Genomic DNA, 15,643 nt, shown 5'->3' on the forward strand with positions numbered 1-15,643 from the left:
ATAGAACACCACCCAACCATCCGGAGCCTCGCTTGAAAGCCGTCGTTCGTGTTCTGCGCCGTGCTAGCATCTTCAAGAGCCTCGGGCCCGGCTTGATCACGGGCGCGGCCGACGACGATCCCAGCGGTATCGCAACCTATTCTCAGGCCGGCGCCCAGTCCGGCGTCAATATGCTTTGGACGATGGTCTTCACCTATCCGCTGATGGCGGCGGTCCAGATGATCAGCGCCCGCATCGGCCGGGTCACGGGCCTGGGCCTGGCCGCCAATATGGAGCGCGTCTTCCCGCGTGGCGTGGTGACCCTGCTCGTCATGCTTCTGTTCGTCGCCAACACCGTCAATATCGGCGCGGACCTCGCGGCGATGGGGGCCGCGGCCAAGCTCACCCTGGGATGGGGCCAGCACCTCTTCACCTGGCTGTTCGCGGCTATCTCGCTGGCTCTCCAGATCCTGGTCCCGTACCATCGCTATGTACGCTATCTAAAATGGCTGACCCTTGCGCTGTTCGCCTATGTCGCCGTGGTCTTCACCGTCCACATCGACTGGGCCGAGGTCGCGCTGCGCACGATCCTTCCGAAGATCGAGCTGACAGGCGCCATGGTCACCCTGGTGGTTGCGATCTTCGGCACGACGATCAGCCCGTACCTGTTCTTCTGGCAGGCGTCCGAGGAGGTCGAGGACCAGGAGGCGGATCCCGCCGCCGGTTCGCTGCTCGCCAACCCCGAACAGGCCCCCGCGCAGTTGCGGCGGATCCGCTGGGATACGTTGCTGGGCATGGGGTTTTCCAACCTCATCGCCTTCTTCATCATCCTGACGACCGCCGTCACCCTTCACCTCGCCGGCAAGACCGACATCCAGACTTCGGCTCAGGCGGCAGAAGCCCTGCGCCCCATCGCTGGAGAGTTCGCCTTCTTCCTGTTTAGCCTGGGCATCATCGGCACGGGCCTCCTGGCGGTGCCGGTCCTCGCCGGCTCGGCCGCCTACGCCATCAGCGAATCTCGTGGCTGGAAGACCGGCCTGGAGCGTCCGGCCAGCCAGGCGATCGGCTTCTACAGCGTCATCGGTCTGGCCACGGTTCTGGGCATCGCCATCGACTATTCGCCGATCGACCCGATCAAGGCCCTGTTCTGGAGCGCGGTTCTCAACGGTGTGATCTCGGTGCCCATGATGGCGGCCATGATGGTGGTGGCCTCGCGCCGACACGAGATGGGGCCGTTCATCGCTAGCTTGCCGCAACGTATCTTCGGTTGGGCGGCCACCGGGGTCATGGCCGCCGCCACGGTGGCGATGTTCTTGCTGCGCTAGCGGTCAAGCACCAACCCTTTTTTGAGAGCCTCGCGCGGCGGATCCCACCATTGAAACCTTCAAGATCGATATTTTGCCTCATTACCTGATGGCCGGGGAAGCAGCCCAGCGATAACGCACTTTAGGCTTGAACGAGCGCTTCGAAGAGCCGGTGTTCTGATCGGTGGAGAACGGACATGAGATCAAGTTAGGCCATGGCGGCGAGGTCCGACTAGGTTCGGAATTCACCGTTGGCGCCAGGCGGCCAATGTCCGGTTCCCGCAGCTAAGCCAAGTTCCGGTTATGGCGCTACGCGGCCACTCCGCTGGTGAGAGCGCGCCTTCTCTACGACTTGGCGACGTCGGTCGTAGGTAAGCGCTTCGTTAGGCAGGCAAGTCAGCATCTCTGCGCCAGGAGCGGGTCAACGCGAAGCCCGCCCAGAGCGCCGCCAGGATCGCCGAGACGGCGAGCAGGGTGTTGAAGCCGCGTTCGAGAACCAGGCGCGAGTCCACCGCCGCTATGGCGGGCCGGACAAGGCAGCCTTCAGTCCCACCCACCGGCGCCGGACGCCGCAGCACCGCCTGGCGGGCCAGACGTTCGCTGGTGGCGCGAAGTTCGACGCACCGCGTCCAGTCGCCGCCCGGAACGATGACGTAGGTCTTCAAGGGCGGATCGCGCAGGAGATCGGCTACGGAAAAGCCGAGGGCGCCCACATACGCCGTCGCGCACAGCGCCATCACGAGATTGCGGCTGATCGGATCAGTCACCCACGATCTCCACTCTACGCCACCAGCATCGCGAGCGACTCGGCGACCGTGGGTGAGCGCTCGCTGGCGACGACCTGGGTCCGCAAATTGGCTTCCAGGATATCGAGGATCTCCGCATCGACCTCGGCGTCGAACTTGCGCGCGAAGAGGTCCGAGCAGGACGTCAGCATGTTCGCATCGGCTTTGGTGAAGGTGCGAGGACGAAGCTTGATATCCCCATCGGGAACCCAGTCGATCATCCGCTTGTCGTCGTTGACGATCTCGCCGTGCGCGGCGGTGTTCATTATCACGGTCTGGAAGAAGCCCTCATCGGCGATGAAGGTGTTGCGGTAGAAGGCCTTGTAGCGATCGACCGACGGGTCGTGGCAGACGAACTGGCAGAACGCCCGACTGACGATCTTCCACTGGTTGCCAATATAGGGCGTGACGTCCTTCAGGAAGAGCCGGGTGACCAGGCTGTCGACGATGCGGCCGCCCTGTTCAACCACGTGCCGCAGCACCCGGCCCATGGTCTCGGGTCGGATGACGGCCTGGTCGAGCACCCGGATGAACTCCCGGCCTCGGTTGGCGTCGAGGAAAGCCCGGATGCGCTCCTGGGTCGCCAGGGGAAAGTCCTGGCCGCTCAGATTGATGAAGTAGTCCCACCGCGCGTCCATCTCGAGCAGCTTGGTCATGCCGCGCAGCTCGGCGTCGACCAGGCTGTAGCCGCCCCACAGGGCGCGCTTGCTCTCCAGGACGGCGGCGTTGGGATAGGCGGCGAGAAACCCGCGCAGGTCGCTTTCCAGCGCCGGGCCGGCGTTCTTGTCGACATGGACAAGGTAGTGGTTGGCCGGGTCATGGATCGCCTTGAACAGCCGCTTGAACTGCTCGGGATAGCGGTGGACCAGGACCAGATAGGCGATAGTCGGCGGCTCGCGGCGCTTGATCAAGACTTCGTGCCTCGCAGGGCGTCCGGGTCGATCGGTCGAGGCCTGGGGGGCTGGCTTCCGGTCGACCGAGGATCGTTCAGGCCCTTGGGACCTGAGGGGCGTGTTCCAGGATAGGTCTTCATCGTTCGGCCTTTCGTCGAGCGCGCCGGTCCGCGGCGCTCGGTCTGCTCAGGCCGGGTCTTCCTGGGCCTGGCCGCTATTTCTTGCGCGGCGCCAGGGTCTGCGAGAGCGTCGAAGGCGCGGCAGCGATCACCTTGGGCTTGATCGCCTTGGGCTTGCGGACTCCACGATTGCCTTTGGACATGGGGTGTTCCTTTTGAAGAGGCGGACGTCGGCCATCGGCGCGGAGCGGGCCAAGCCCGCCCCGATGCGGTCGGCTTTTGATCTTGCGATAGCAGGGTGTCCCGGCTTCGGGACCTAGGGACCTTCCGCTTGGCGGACCGGTCCGTATGGCGTGACTGCGCGCCTCAAGGAAGACCATAGCACGGACAGCCGCGCGGCGGTGAAATGATTACGGTGTGGGAGCTATCGCCCGCGGACCGCGCTATCCTGTTCAAGCAACGGATTATCCCGCGCCATGCTGACTCGTCGGCACGAAAGGACGCCATGTCCGCCCCCTCGAACAGCCAGTCCAACCGCCAACGCGCAGCGTGTTTCAATGAGCCCGTGGGGCGCCGTGCTGGTGATTTTCTGCGTGCGCCGAGTCTCGATCCGGGCAGTGCGGGCCGAGGCCCTTTTCCTTGGTGGCCGGCACAAGGGCAAGATCCGCGAAGACGCGCGGAAGGAGTTGCTGGCCCCCGGTCTCGATCCCGAGCGCGCCGCCCTCCTGCGAGCGGTCATTCGCACGACGCCGCCGTCTACTGCGTGTCAGCGCGCCCATGACCGACGAAGACGCCTAGGCGATGCGTCGCGAGAACGATTATCTCAAGCGCCGGAAGACCCAATTGTCGGACGATGTCACCAGTCTCGGCGGCCAGATCCTGCGCATGCAGCCAGCGCCTGAGCGGTCGCCATCCAGATCAGGCGCCAAACCCGCTGGCGACCGGACAATCGTGACGCTGACGCGCGGCCCTGCAGAATCTGGCGCGAAAAATCCGATGAGAAAGTCGACTGGATCAACATCAGCGATGCCCGTGTGCCTACCGACCACGGCTTGGCCGGGAGGACCGGCGGGGGCTGGGTCATCACCCCAGCAGGCGCGGCTGCGCTCGCCTCCTCGGGGATGAATAACCATCAAAGGATGGGTCTCGTGTAGCGGCGGCCTGCTTGTCAAACTCGGGACGCAGCCGAAGGTCCGCGTTCCAGCAAGATGCGAACGGCAGCACTTGGCGCAGGATGGTCGCGGTGAGCGGTCAATCTAAGGCGAACGCTAACTTCTCCCGTTGCGGTCTATCCTCGTCATTTGAGGGCCAGAATCACTGGCTCTGTCCGGATGCGACGTTAGGCCGCGCGACGACGTACTCTGGGCCCCATCACGGCAAATTATTGCTCAGAATGGTTCGGCGTAAACATGCGCCCCCCGGGCCTGTCGGCTTTGCCGGATGCCAGCTCATAAAGCGCTGGCCGGTTCTGCTGTCCGCCGACTGTAAAAAGGGGGATATCCCAGCCCGCACCACGCTAGCGCAGACGGTGTCATTGAAGCGCGAAAAAAGTGAGGGGAAATCCGTGGGGACGCCTGCGAGCCTATTGCAGTTTCTCGAACGAAAACAGTTATTTAACAGAGATCCTTGGTGGAGCCGAGGGGAATCGAACCCCTGACCTCCTCATTGCGAACGAGGCGCTCTACCATCTGAGCTACGGCCCCAAGGAGCGGCGGAGATACGGCCCTTGAGGCCTCTCGTCAAGCGGGGTTCTCAACCCGCCTTGCCAGCACTCTCCAGGCACGGCAAGAAGCTCTGGCGTCCGGACGGAAAACTCATGGCCCCGATCATCAATCTCGTCTTCTTCATCCTCAACGCCCTGTTGAACCTGCTCTGGTGGGCCATCATCATCTCGGCGATCCTGAGCTGGCTGTTCGCGTTCGACGTGATCAACCGCCGCAACCAGTTCGTCTACAACGTGGCGACCTTCCTGGATCGCGTCACGGACCCGATTCTAGCGCCCTTCCGCCGCATCATTCCGTCGATCGGCGGCGTCGACATCAGCCCGATCATCGTCCTGCTGCTGCTGCGGGGCATCCAGATCTTCATCCTGCCGGCGCTGCAGAACACCCTTCTGAACGTTCTGGGCTGAGGTTTTGGTTGAAATTCTGGCCGTCCGACTGACGCCGCGTGGCGGCCGCGACGCGATCGACGGCTGGGCGGCGGACGCGGACGGCCGCCCCTATCTGAAGGTGCGGGTGGCCTGCCCGCCCGTCGACGGGGCCGCCAACGCCGCGTTGCTGGCGTTCCTGGCCAAGACCCTGAAAATCCCCCGCTCGGCCGTCCGCCTCGCCTCTGGCGACACCGCCCGCCTGAAGCGCCTCGAGCTGGATGGCGTCACCGCCGACGACCTGGCGCGCGCCTTCGGCGCCCGCCCCTAGGCGTCACGCCGGGGCAAATCCTTGCCGATTCGATCCGTTGCGAAGCTTCGTACGCACGATCCTGCCCGCCACAAATCCAGCCAAGCCATTGACGTGACGGCGTTCTTTTACTTCCCTGTAGCCGTTTACGACTAGCCTGGTCGTAAGCGGGGACCGGGGGGTCTCGGGGGCAAGGGCGTCCATGATCGGGACCGAGGAGCAGAAGGACGTGGCGCTCGCCGCCGCCTCGCGGCGCGCGAACACCTATCTGCGCATCGGCGCGACCCTGGCCATCGCCCTGTTGCTGCAGATCTACATGCATCCGGCCTGGGGATGGCTGTGGGCCTTGACCTACGTCCTCTGCTACGCCTTCGAAGCCTGGGTGAAGCACGGGCCGCGCGATCCCGCGGCGTCCGCGCCCCGCTGGCGGCGTGTGGTCGCCTTCGCCGCGCCCTTCGTCACCTCGGTGGCGTTCGGCGCGTTGTCCGTGCCCCTGTTCGCATCCCACGTCCGGTTCGCGCCCACCCTGGGCGGAATGCTGCTGGCGGGCGCCTTGCTGAACGTCGTGGTGACCAACGCCGGCAGCCGTTCGGCCACCCTGATGGCCGCCGCGCCGCACGCCTTCTACCTGCTGATAGCCCCGTTCATCGCCAAGGCCGCCAATCCCGGAGCCAACCTGGCCGACGTGCTGTGGTTCGGCGCGCTATTGATGATCATCTCGGTCGCCGTCGCCAGCCGGACCCTGACCACCGCATTGAAGGCCGAGGCCGACGCCAAGGCCGAGGCCGAGCGCCGGCGCCACGAAGCCGAGGAGGCCGTCGCCGCCAAGTCCGCCTTCGTGGCCATGATCAGCCACGAACTGCGCACCCCGATCAGCGCCATCCTGGCCGGGGCCGCCCGCCTGCACAGCGAGGTCCCCGAGGCCAGCTCCAAGATCCACGCGCAGCTGATCGCCGACGCCGGCGACCTGATGCGCGCCCTGCTCAACGACCTGTTGGACTTCTCCCGCCTGGAAGCGGGACGCATGAACGTCGAGCAGGCCCCATTCAATCTGCGCCAGGCTCTGTCGGACACGCTGCGGCTCTGGCGGCCCGAGATCGCCCGCAAGGGCCTGAAGCTGAAGGTGCATGGCGCGGCGACCCTGCCGCGCTGGGTCAACGGCGACGTCACCCGCCTGAAGCAGGTGCTGAACAACCTGCTCAGCAACGCCATCAAGTTCACCGAGCGCGGCGAGATCACCGTCGTGCTGAACGCCGAACCGACGCCCGAACGGGTTCTGTTGTCGATCGAGGTGATCGACACAGGGCCGGGCATCCCCGACGCCCTGCTGGGCCGCCTGTTCACGCCGTTCGACCAGCTGCACGCGGCCGTGGTGCGTCACCACGGCGGTTCGGGCCTGGGCCTGGCCATCAGCCGTGAACTGGCTCGGCTGATGGGCGGCGACCTGACCGCCGCCCGGCCGCCGAAACAAGGCGCCGTGGCGCAGGGCGCCCACTTCACCCTGACCGCGACCCTGGGCCTGGCCGAGGCGCCGCGTGTCGAGGAGCCGGGTCTCTCGATCGCCGGCCTGCGGGTGCTGGTGGTCGACGACCACGTGGTCAACCGGCGCGCCATCGAGCTGGTTCTTCAGCCGTTCGGCGTCGAGGCCACCCTGGCCGAGTCTGGCGAGGAGGCCCTGGAGCTGCTGGCGTCCGAGGCGTTCGACGCGGTGCTGATGGACGTCTACATGCCCGGCATGGACGGCCGCGAAGCCACCCGCCGCCTACGGGCCGGCGCGGGCCCCAACCGGGACGTCCCGGTGATCGCCGTCACCGCCTCGGCCACGCCCAAGGATTGGGACGCCTGCGCCGCCGCCGGCATGAACGGTCACGTGGCCAAGCCCATCGATCCGATGGAGCTGTTCGGCGCCCTGGCTCAGGCGCTGGGCGGTGGGGCCTCGGCCGCGACACCGGACGGCGCGGCGGCCTGATCCAGCACCGCGCGCAGGCGCGCCGTCAGCGCCGCCTCATCCTTGAAATCGCATTCCCACACCACCTCGACCCGCCAGCCGGCGGCCAGGAGGGCCGTCGTCGAGCGTTCGTCCCGCGCGACGTTGCGGGCGACCTTGGCCAACCAGTAGTCGCGATTGGCCTTGGGAACCCGCGCGCCGCGGGCGCAGTCATGGCCGTGCCAGAAGCAGCCGTGGACGAAGAAAGCCAGCTTGCGACCCGCCATCACCACGTCGGGATTACCGGGCAGGTCCTTGCGGTGCAGGCGATAGCGCGCGCCAAGCCCCGTCAGGATCCGCCGCAGCGCCTTCTCCGGCGTGGTGTCCTTGCTCTTGACCCGGGCCATGACGGCCGAGCGCTTCGCCTTGTCGTAGACGTCGGTGCTCATGGCCGCGTCTCCGGCGGAAAACGGCCCAGGCGCAGCGTCCCCGTCAGCAGCAGCACGCCCAGCGGCTTGAGGCCCGGCCAGCGCGACATCGGGGTGAAGAACCAGTCTCGCATCAAGGGCCAGAACGCGCCGTGGGCCTGGAACAGCGGCGTCAGCGCCTTGGACGCCAACTGATAGAGGCCGGTATGACGCCGTCGATCCGCCTGCCAGGCGCGGACGGTGACGGCGGTCGGGCGCAGGTCGCGGTCCAGGCGCGCCGCCAGCTCGACGGCGTCGACCAAGGCCAGGTTCGCGCCCTGACCCAGTTGCGGGCTGGTGCCGTGGGCGGCGTCGCCGATCAGGACGCAGGCCTGGCGGTTCCAGCGTCCAACGGAAACGTCGCGATAGACGGCCCGCGAGAAGCCTTGCCAGCCAGCGCGATCGGCCAGCAGAGCCGCGGCCTCGGGCCAAAGCGGCGCCAGGCGCGTGTCCCGCCAGGCGGCGAAGTCGCTGGCCAGGAAGGCGTCCATCTGGCCGACCGGTAGCGACCAGAACAGGCTGACCTGACCGGTCTCGCCATCTGGGCCCCGCCCCACCGGCAGGACGCCGGTCATCACCTCGGCCCGGTGGTAGACCTGCCGCAGGGCGCCGGCGAAGCGTCCATCCGGATCGGTTGCATTGGTCCAGACGGCGCCCCAGGGATAGACCGGAGCCCGCGCTCCCGGCCGGATCGCCGTCCGCAGGGTCGAGGCCGAGCCGTCGCCGACGATGGCCAGGTCGAACGGCCCGAAGATCCGTCCGTGCTGGTCATGCAGGACGGGGCGGGCGGGATCCTCGACGCGGACGATCCGCGCGTCGGTGACGATTTCGACGCCCGCCGGGGCCAATTGATCGTGCAGCGTGTCGAACAGCACGGCGCGGTGGATGCCTACCCCGTGCGCGCCGGGTCGCCAGTCGCCGTAGTTCAGATCCATGACCTGGCGGCCGCGCGTGTCCTTGCCTTCCAGCCGCTCGACACGGGCGCCGGCGGCGCGGATGGCCTCTTCCAGGCGCAGGGCGCGCAAAGCCGCCAAGCCCGTCGGCTGCAACAGCAGCCCCGAGCCCAGCGGACGCGGCTGGGCGAAGGCTTCCAGAAGCGTGACCGCATGGCCTCGGCGCGCCAGGGCCAGCGCGGCGGCCATGCCGCCGACGCCGCACCCGACGACGCCGATGCGCAACGGGCTCAGAGGCCCTCGAACAGGGCCGTGGACAGGTAGCGCTCGGCGAAGCTGGGGATGATCGCCACGATCAGCTTGCCGGCGTACTCGTCGCGCAGGGCCAGGTCGAAGGCCGCCGTCAGGGCCGCACCCGAGCTGATGCCCACCGGCAGGCCTTCGGTGGACGCCGCGCGGCGGGCCATGGCGAAGGAGTCGTCGTTCGACACCTGGACGATGTCGTCGATCACGCCGCGATCCAGCACGCCCGGCACGAAACCGGCGCCGATGCCCTGGATCTTGTGCGGGCCGGGCGCGCCGCCCGACAGCACCGGAGAGGCCTCGGGCTCGACCGCGACCATCTTCAGGCCGGGCTTGCGGGCCTTCAGCACCTGGCCGACGCCGGTGATGGTGCCACCGGTGCCGACGCCCGAGACCACGGCGTCCACGGCGCCGGCCGTGTCGTTCCAGATCTCCTCGGCGGTCGAGACGCGATGGATCAGCGGGTTGGCGCCGTTCTCGAACTGCTGCGGCATCACCGCGCCAGGCGTGGCGTCGATCAGTTCCTGGGCGCGCGAGACGGCGCCGCGCATGCCCTTCTCGGCCGGGGTCAGCTCCAGCTTGGCGCCCAGCAGCAGCAGCATCTTGCGACGCTCGATCGACATGCTCTCGGGCATGACCAGGATCAGCTTGTAGCCCTTGGCGGCGGCCACGAAGGCCAGGGCGATGCCGGTGTTGCCCGAGGTCGGCTCGATGATGGTCGCGCCGGGCTTCAGCAGGCCCTGGGCCTCCAGCGACTCGATCATGGCCACGCCGATGCGGTCCTTGACCGAGGCGATCGGGTTGAAGAACTCCAGCTTGGCGACGACCTCGCCCTTGGGCTTCAGCTCGGCCGTCAGGCGCGGCAGGCGGACCAGGGGGGTGTCGCCGATCGTGTCGATGATCGAATCGTAGATCTTGCCGCGACCGGCGCGCTTGAAGCGCGAAGCGTCATAGAGGGAGGAAGCGTCGTCCATCGGAGCACCCTGGAGCCTTAGGTTGCGGAAAGCGGCGGCACCCTAGACCCGCAAATCCCACCTGTCAGGAGGTCATTCAGCGGCGAGGCTTGCAGTTTTGCTATCGAGCAGGGGCTCCAGCAGGCTTTCCGCCAGCCAGCGAACGGCCGGAACCGCGACGCCATCGCCGATCACCTGCAGGCCGGCTGTCTGGGAGCGCGGCAGCCGATAGCTGTCTGGCAGGCCCATCAGGCGCGCGCCCTCGCGCGGCGTGACCAGGCGCGAGCGGACCTGACCGTTCTCGATGACCAACAGGGTCTGGCGCGAGGAGCCGCCGCGCGGCGTGCGCAGACATCCGGCCAGACCGTCGAACCGGACTTCGGCCCGCTGGTCGCCGCCGCGCATGCGCCGGAACACCGCCCCGACCGCGCGCTCGCCCGACTTGATCCGCAGTTCGACCGCCTCGCGGTGGCTGTCGGCCATCAGGGCCAGCAGGGCCTCGGTGCGGTCCTGGGGGTTCCAGGCCACGGCGTCGTCGGGCTCGAGCACGACGGCCAGGTCGGTGTTGCGGGCCGGCGGTGACGGGACACCCCACCAGATCCAGCGTTCTTTCAGGTCATCGGGCAGGCGGGCGGCGGCCTCGCGCACCGCGCGGGTGTGGAAAGCGCTGGAGCCCTCCAGCTCGACCGCCGGCAGGCGCGTGGCGACCACGAAGACACGGGGCCGCGACTGCGGGACGAAGGCGCTGGCGTCGATCTCGATCGCCCCGAAGCGATAGCCCTCCTCCGAAAGCGCGCCGCACAGGGCGGTGAAGTCATCGCCATGGTGCGAGGTCAGGAGGCCGACCACGTTCTCGATCACGATCACCGGCGGGGCGCGATCCTGCGCCGACATCGCCTTCATCAGCGTCCAGAAACCGAAGAAGGCCGAGGACTTGCCGCCCGCCAGGCCCGCCCGCGCGCCCGCCAGGCTGAAGTCCTGGCAGGGGCTGGAGGCCCAAGCCAGGTCGGCGCTCGGGATCTGGTCGGCAGTCAGGGCGAAGACGTCGCCGGCGTGGAAGTGCCCCTCACCCTGGGAAGAGCCGGCGTCCGCGAAGTTGGCCCGGTAGGTCTGCGCCTTCACCGCATCGAAGTCGTTGGCGAAGGCGCAGGTCCAGCGCTCGCCCAGACCGATGCGGGCCATGCCGCCGCCGGCGAAGAATTCGAGGAAGGAGGGGGAGGCGTTCCGATTCATCGCCCCGGAGTCTAGTCGCACCCGCCGCCCGGCCCAAGCCATCGCTAGTCGCCTTTTGGCCCCAGATAGTCCTTGCCGTAGACCGCCTCTCGGAAGTCGTGGTGCAGCGTGCCGTCGAACGGATAGGTCTGGACGAAGAACACCGCCGTCAGGTTGTTGACCGGGTCGACCCAGAACAGGGTGGTCTCGCGGCCGTCCCAGAAGAATTCGCCGACCGCGCCGCGGTTCTCGGCCGCCGTCTGGGGCTGGCTCTTGCGGACCGTGAAGTCGAGGCCGAACCCGACCGTGCCCTTGCTGGGCAGCCAGCGACGCTGGGTGACGCGGGCGTCCAGGTGGTCGGTGGCCATCAGGCGCACGGTCGAGGGCTTGAGGATCCGCACCCCGTCCAGCTCGCCGCCGTTCAGCAGCATGCGCGAGAAGCGGGCGTAGTCGTCGATCGGGGCCACGATGCCGGCCCCGCCCATGGTCAGGCGACGGGCGGGGTTGAAGTTCAGCCTTCGGGTCTCGGCGTCATCCTGACGCGCCAGCTTGCCGTCGGGACCCTTGTTGTAGGTCGCCGCCAGACGGGCGAAGGCGGTCTCCGGCTGGGTCCAGGCGGCTTCCTTCATGCCCAGCGGGTCCAGGACATGAGCCTTCACATAGGCCTCGAACGGCTGGCCAGTCAGCGTTTCGACCAGCAGGGCCTGAACGTCGACGGCGGCGCTGTAGCTCCATTCCTCGCCGGGATCGAACAGCAGCGGCGCCTTGGCGATGCGATGGCCGAACTCGGTCAGGTCGTTGCCGATGTTCATCGGGTCGAGGGCCGAGAACGCCGCGTCGGCCGGCGTCGCCGCGCCGCCGTACGAGAAGCCTGCCGTGTGGCGGAGGATGTCGCGGATCAGGATCGGGCGGCTGGCGGGACGCGTCTGGCCCTGGGCGTCCATCACCTTCATGTCGGCGAATTCGGGCAGGTAACGCGACAGCGGATCGTCCAGACCGAACTTGCCCTGCTCCCACAGCTGCATCAAAGCCACGCCCGTGATCGGCTTGGTCATCGAGAAGATCTGCACCAGGGTGTCGCGACGCATCGGCTTGCCGCCTTCGCGGTCGGCCATGCCGGCGGTCCCGAAATAGCGCTCCTGGCCGTCCTGCCAGACCAGGGCCGAGACCCCGACGGCTCGGCCGCTGTCGACCATGGCTTTCAGGGCCGCGTCGATGCGTTTCTTGTCGATCTTGACCGGAGCGACAGCCTGGGCGGCCGGCGTCGGACGCGCGAGAGCGGGCGCGGCCGGAGCGGCCAGCAGCGTCGCCGCGACGGCGGCGAGGATGAACTTCTTGGACACGCGGCCTCCCCGACGCTTCTTATGACGGCGTCGGGACTGTCGCCGAGGGCGCGTGGCTTTTCCAGCCCGTCGTGGTCGTAGACGCGATCAGGACCGGTCGGGCTGGGAGGCGACCATCTTGAGGTAGACGCCGTAGGGCGACTTGGCCAGGTCGTGGGCCAGGCCCAGCAGCTGCTCGGTCGAGATCCAGCCGTTCTGGTAGGCGACCTCCTCGACGCAGCCGATCTTCAGGCCCTGGCGGTGCTCCAGGGTCCGAACGAACTCGGAGGCCTCCAGCAGGCTGTCGTGGGTGCCGGTGTCCAGCCAGGCGAAGCCCCGGCCCATGCGCTCGACCGACAGCGCGCCGGCCTCCAGGTAGAGGCGGTTGATGTCGGTGATCTCCAGCTCGCCGCGCGCGCTGGGCTTGAGATCGCGGGCGAAGTCGACGACGCGGTTGTCGTACATGTAGAGACCGGTGACCGCCCAGTTCGAGCGCGGCTTTTCCGGCTTTTCCTCGATCGACACAGCCTTGCCCGAGGCGTCGAACTCGACGACGCCGTAGCGCTGCGGATCGTTGACGAAGTAGGCGAAGACGCTGGCCCCACTCTTCGACCGCTCCTTGGCGCCGTGCAGGATGCGGCCAAGGCCCGCGCCGTAGAACAGGTTGTCACCCAGGACCAGCACGCTGGGCTCGTTCCCCACGAAGTCGGCCCCGATCCGGTAGGCCTCGGCCAGGCCGTTCGGATTGGCCTGCTTGGCGTAGGTGATGTTGATCCCCCAGCGCGCGCCGTCGCCCAGGAGGCCTTCGAACAGCGGCAGGTCGCGGGGCGTGGAGATGATCAGCACGTCGCGCACGCCGGCCATCATGAGCACCGACAGCGGATAGTAGATCATCGGCTTGTCGAAGACCGGCAGCAGCTGCTTGCTGATCGCCATGGTCACGGGATGGAGGCGAGTGCCCGATCCGCCCGCGAGGATGATGCCCTTCATTACGTCTTCTTTTTCAGTCTTGACGGTCGAGCCTAGAGCGGAATTCACGGCAGCGTGAGCGCTTTTGGTCCGGGGCCGGCGTTTCAACGCGATGATTTGGAAGAAAATTTGGCGACGTCGGCCTCAGGTGTGGCCCTTGGCCGCCAGATAACGATCCAGCGCCTGCGTCCAGTGCGGCATCGGCCGTCCGATCGCCGCCTCCAGCTTGGCGTTCGACAGGGCGCTGTACGGCGGCCGGCGCGCCGGCGTCGGGAACTGGCTGGTCGGGATCGGCGCCACCTCGGCGGCGACGCCATCCTTGGTGACCTTGGCCTTCTCGATGATCGCCGTCGCGAAATCGCACCAGCTGGCCACGCCGGAATTGACCACGTGATAGGTCCCCGCCGGCGCCTGGGCTCCGATCAGGTCCAGGATCGCCTCGCCGGCGTCCCACGAAGCGGTCGGCGACATCACCTGGTCATCAACCACGGTCAGGCGGCCCCGCTCTCTGCCGAAGCGGATCATCGTCTCGACGAAGTTGCCGCCCTTGCCGCTGGCCCCGGCCACGCCGAACAGAGAGGCGACGCGGGCGACGATGACGTCGTCGTGTTCCAGCCGGGCCAGGTCCTCGCCCAGGGCCTTGGTCGCGCCATAGACATTGACCGGTGCGCGACCGATGTCCTCCGACAAGGGCTGGCGCTGGTCCTGGCCGCCATAGACGTAGTCGGTCGAGACCTGCACCAGCCGCGCGCCCCGAGCCGCGCAGGCCTTGGCCAGGCGGCCGGCGAAGTGGGCGTTGATCGCCACGGCCGGCGCGGGATCCTTCTCGCAGTCGTCGACGCGGGTGACGGCCACGCAGTTGATGGCGACGTCGAAGTCCAGGTCGCCGAGGCCCGCCGCCGGATCGGCCGCGTCGAGCTGGGCGCGGGTCACCGGCGCGAGGTCGAGACCGCGCCGGGCGGCCAGCGTCGTCAGGTCCGACCCCAGCTGACCGTTGGCGCCGAAAAGGGCGATGCGGACCATCAGGCGCTCTTCAGCCCCAGGCGCTGGCCGGCGTAGCGTTCGCGCAGCGGCGCCCACCAGGCCTCGTTGTCCAGATACCACTGGATGGTCTTGCGCAGGCCGGTGTCGAAGGTCTCTTGCGCCTTCCAGCCCAACTCGGTCTCCAGCTTGGTGGCGTCGATGGCGTAGCGGGCGTCATGGCCCGGACGGTCGGCGACGAAGGTGATCAGGTCGCGGCGCTTCAGCCCCGCAACCGGGCGCAGCGCGTCCAGCACGTCGCAGATCGCCTCGACCACCTGCAGGTTGGTGCGCTCGTTGCGGCCGCCGACATTGTAGCTCTCGCCCGGCACGCCCTTGGTGGCGATCAGGTGCAGGGCGCGGGCGTGGTCTTCGACGTGCAGCCAGTCGCGGACGTTGTCGCCCTTGCCGTAGACCGGCAGCGGCTTGCCCTCCAGGGCGTTCAGCGTGACCAGCGGGATCAGCTTCTCGGGGAAGTGATAGGGCCCGTAGTTGTTCGAGCAGTTCGAGACGACGACCGGCAGGCCATAGGTGTGATGCCAGGCCCGCGCCAGGTGGTCGGACGAGGCCTTGGACGCCGAATAGGGCGAGCGCGGGTCGTAGGGCGTGGTCTCGCTGAACAGGCCCTCGGCGCCCAGGCTGCCGAACACCTCGTCGGTCGAGATGTGGTGGAAGCGGAACGCGTCCTTCTCGGCACCCTCCAGGCCCTGCCAGTGCTCCAGGGCCGCTTGCAGCATCACGTAGGTGCCGACGATGTTTGTCTGGATGAAGTCGCCGGGACCGGTGATCGAGCGGTCGACATGGCTCTCGGCGGCCAGGTGCATGACGACATTGGGCCGAAAGCCCTTGACCGCGGCGGACACCGCCGCGGCGTCGGCGACGTCACCCTGGGCGAACCGGTAGTCGGCCTTGCCTTCGAGCATCGCCAGGCTGGCCGGCGAGGCGGCGTAGGTCAGCTTGTCGTAGTTGAGGATCGCGACGTCGTTCTGGCCGGCCAGGTGGCGGCACACGGCCGAGCCGATGAAGCCCGACCCGCCGGTCACCATCACACGGAGATTCTGCTGCGACATTCGCTGGAAAACTCTCGGCTTCTCAAGA

The 15,643-nt window shown here is 67.7% G+C and carries 14 protein-coding genes, 1 tRNA gene and 1 pseudogene; 4 read left to right on the forward strand and 12 right to left on the reverse strand.

Going from position 1 to position 15,643, the window contains the following annotated elements; translation table 11 throughout:
* Positions 1-32: 32 nt before the first annotated feature.
* Positions 33-1,304: an NRAMP family divalent metal transporter gene (locus MZV50_RS00555; RefSeq protein WP_252632430.1), complete on the forward strand. Its 1,272-nt coding sequence runs from the start codon at positions 33-35 to the stop codon at positions 1,302-1,304.
* 362 nt (positions 1,305-1,666) lie between these two features.
* Here MZV50_RS00555 and MZV50_RS00560 read toward each other — a convergent pair whose 3' ends face one another.
* From MZV50_RS00560 to MZV50_RS00575, 4 genes and pseudogenes are all read right to left on the reverse strand, one after another.
* On the reverse strand, positions 1,667-2,050 hold the full coding sequence (locus MZV50_RS00560; protein ID WP_252632431.1) for a hypothetical protein: 384 nt from the start codon (positions 2,048-2,050) through the stop codon (positions 1,667-1,669).
* A 14-nt stretch (positions 2,051-2,064) separates the two neighbouring features.
* Positions 2,065-2,958: pseudogene (locus tag MZV50_RS00565) on the reverse strand (beta-1,6-N-acetylglucosaminyltransferase); the annotation flags it as partial.
* Between the two features lie 17 nt (positions 2,959-2,975).
* The gene (locus MZV50_RS00570; protein ID WP_252632432.1) at positions 2,976-3,101 is read right to left on the reverse strand and encodes a hypothetical protein; all 126 of its coding nucleotides are present in this window, start codon (positions 3,099-3,101) and stop codon (positions 2,976-2,978) included.
* 1,606 nt (positions 3,102-4,707) lie between these two features.
* A tRNA-Ala gene (locus MZV50_RS00575) sits at positions 4,708-4,783 on the reverse strand.
* Positions 4,784-4,896: 113 nt separating this feature from the next.
* On the opposite strand from MZV50_RS00575, the gene MZV50_RS00580 reads away from it, so the two are divergent.
* The 3 genes from MZV50_RS00580 (at position 4,897) to MZV50_RS00590 (ending at position 7,448) form a co-directional block, all read left to right on the forward strand.
* A complete protein-coding gene (locus tag MZV50_RS00580) occupies positions 4,897-5,211 on the forward strand; it encodes a YggT family protein (RefSeq protein WP_252632433.1) in 315 nt (104 codons plus the stop codon).
* A gap of 4 nt (positions 5,212-5,215) precedes the next feature.
* On the forward strand, positions 5,216-5,500 hold the full coding sequence (locus tag MZV50_RS00585; protein WP_252632434.1) for a DUF167 family protein: 285 nt from the start codon (positions 5,216-5,218) through the stop codon (positions 5,498-5,500).
* A 181-nt stretch (positions 5,501-5,681) separates the two neighbouring features.
* On the forward strand, positions 5,682-7,448 hold the full coding sequence (locus MZV50_RS00590; protein WP_252632435.1) for an ATP-binding protein: 1,767 nt from the start codon (positions 5,682-5,684) through the stop codon (positions 7,446-7,448).
* Here the strand turns inward: MZV50_RS00590 and MZV50_RS00595 are convergent.
* The 8 genes from MZV50_RS00595 to rfbB all read right to left on the reverse strand — a co-directional run bounded on the left by MZV50_RS00595 (position 7,394) and on the right by rfbB (position 15,615).
* Positions 7,394-7,855, reverse strand: coding sequence for a very short patch repair endonuclease (locus MZV50_RS00595; protein WP_252632436.1), 462 nt, complete (start codon positions 7,853-7,855; stop codon positions 7,394-7,396). The genes MZV50_RS00590 and MZV50_RS00595 overlap by 55 nt on opposite strands.
* On the reverse strand, positions 7,852-9,051 hold the full coding sequence (locus MZV50_RS00600; RefSeq protein ID WP_252632437.1) for an FAD-dependent oxidoreductase: 1,200 nt from the start codon (positions 9,049-9,051) through the stop codon (positions 7,852-7,854). The genes MZV50_RS00595 and MZV50_RS00600 overlap by 4 nt, the downstream gene beginning before the upstream one ends.
* Before the next feature lie 5 nt (positions 9,052-9,056).
* Positions 9,057-10,043, reverse strand: a complete 987-nt coding sequence (gene cysK / locus MZV50_RS00605) for a cysteine synthase A (RefSeq protein WP_252632438.1) — start codon at positions 10,041-10,043, stop codon at positions 9,057-9,059.
* A gap of 72 nt (positions 10,044-10,115) precedes the next feature.
* On the reverse strand, positions 10,116-11,255 hold the full coding sequence (locus tag MZV50_RS00610) for a DNA cytosine methyltransferase (protein ID WP_252632439.1): 1,140 nt from the start codon (positions 11,253-11,255) through the stop codon (positions 10,116-10,118).
* 44 nt (positions 11,256-11,299) lie between these two features.
* The gene (locus MZV50_RS00615) at positions 11,300-12,577 is read right to left on the reverse strand and encodes a serine hydrolase domain-containing protein (RefSeq protein ID WP_252632440.1); all 1,278 of its coding nucleotides are present in this window, start codon (positions 12,575-12,577) and stop codon (positions 11,300-11,302) included.
* A gap of 87 nt (positions 12,578-12,664) precedes the next feature.
* Positions 12,665-13,546 (reverse strand): glucose-1-phosphate thymidylyltransferase RfbA, encoded by an 882-nt coding sequence (gene rfbA / locus MZV50_RS00620; RefSeq protein ID WP_252632441.1) that lies wholly within the window; start codon positions 13,544-13,546, stop codon positions 12,665-12,667.
* A gap of 123 nt (positions 13,547-13,669) precedes the next feature.
* Positions 13,670-14,548, reverse strand: coding sequence for a dTDP-4-dehydrorhamnose reductase (rfbD, locus tag MZV50_RS00625; RefSeq protein ID WP_252632442.1), 879 nt, complete (start codon positions 14,546-14,548; stop codon positions 13,670-13,672).
* Positions 14,548-15,615, reverse strand: a complete 1,068-nt coding sequence (gene rfbB, locus MZV50_RS00630; protein WP_252632443.1) for a dTDP-glucose 4,6-dehydratase — start codon at positions 15,613-15,615, stop codon at positions 14,548-14,550. The genes rfbD and rfbB overlap by 1 nt, the downstream gene beginning before the upstream one ends.
* Between the last annotated feature and the right edge of the window lie 28 nt (positions 15,616-15,643).

Source organism: Caulobacter segnis, from assembly GCF_023935105.1.
Lineage (GTDB): Bacteria > Pseudomonadota > Alphaproteobacteria > Caulobacterales > Caulobacteraceae > Caulobacter > Caulobacter segnis_B.

What these genes read in the sequence shown, in the direction of transcription:
- MZV50_RS00570 (WP_252632432.1), bottom strand. Translation starts at nt 3,101, where the DNA reads ATGAAGACCTATCCTGGAACACGCCCCTCAGGTCCCAAGGGCCTGAAC.
- MZV50_RS00580 (WP_252632433.1), top strand. Translation starts at nt 4,897, where the DNA reads ATGGCCCCGATCATCAATCTCGTCTTCTTCATCCTCAACGCCCTGTTG.
- MZV50_RS00590 (WP_252632435.1), top strand. Translation starts at nt 5,682, where the DNA reads ATGATCGGGACCGAGGAGCAGAAGGACGTGGCGCTCGCCGCCGCCTCG.
- MZV50_RS00595 (WP_252632436.1), bottom strand. Translation starts at nt 7,855, where the DNA reads ATGAGCACCGACGTCTACGACAAGGCGAAGCGCTCGGCCGTCATGGCC.
- cysK (WP_252632438.1), bottom strand. Translation starts at nt 10,043, where the DNA reads ATGGACGACGCTTCCTCCCTCTATGACGCTTCGCGCTTCAAGCGCGCC.
- MZV50_RS00610 (WP_252632439.1), bottom strand. Translation starts at nt 11,255, where the DNA reads ATGAATCGGAACGCCTCCCCCTCCTTCCTCGAATTCTTCGCCGGCGGC.
- rfbA (WP_252632441.1), bottom strand. Translation starts at nt 13,546, where the DNA reads ATGAAGGGCATCATCCTCGCGGGCGGATCGGGCACTCGCCTCCATCCC.
- rfbD (WP_252632442.1), bottom strand. Translation starts at nt 14,548, where the DNA reads ATGGTCCGCATCGCCCTTTTCGGCGCCAACGGTCAGCTGGGGTCGGAC.
- rfbB (WP_252632443.1), bottom strand. Translation starts at nt 15,615, where the DNA reads ATGTCGCAGCAGAATCTCCGTGTGATGGTGACCGGCGGGTCGGGCTTC.